This window comes from Tenacibaculum aiptasiae, from assembly GCF_008806755.1.
In the GTDB taxonomy this organism is placed as follows: domain Bacteria; phylum Bacteroidota; class Bacteroidia; order Flavobacteriales; family Flavobacteriaceae; genus Polaribacter; species Polaribacter aiptasiae.
Map to the genome: position 1 here is coordinate 1 of NZ_WAAU01000062.1, position 332 is coordinate 332.

Annotated in this window: 1 protein-coding gene; it reads right to left on the reverse strand. The window is 38.0% G+C overall.

Annotated elements, in window-relative coordinates; all coding sequences use genetic code 11:
- Nucleotides 1–332, reverse strand: a 332-nt coding sequence (locus tag F7018_RS18635; protein ID WP_455431919.1) for an HYR-like domain-containing protein, incomplete at both ends; no start/stop codon positions are given.

Genomic DNA, 332 nt, shown 5'->3' on the forward strand with positions numbered 1-332 from the left:
GCTTCGGAGTAATTTACTGTTACTTCTGAATCACAATTATCTGTTGCAGTTAATATTGCTGCCTCTGGAATAGCATCACAACTTACTGTTGTATTCTCTGGTAAACTCTCCACAAACTCCGGTGCTTTGGTATCTTCTACTGTAATTGATTGTATATGTATAGTTGTATTTCCTGAACAATCACTTACTGTCCATTTTCTTGTGATTAAGTATTCTGAGCCACAGGCATCGTCATCTCCACTGGTTACTTCACTTGGAACTACGGTTACCACTACATCACAATTATCTGTTGCGGTTAATACTTCCATTGCTGGAATATTATCACAACTCAC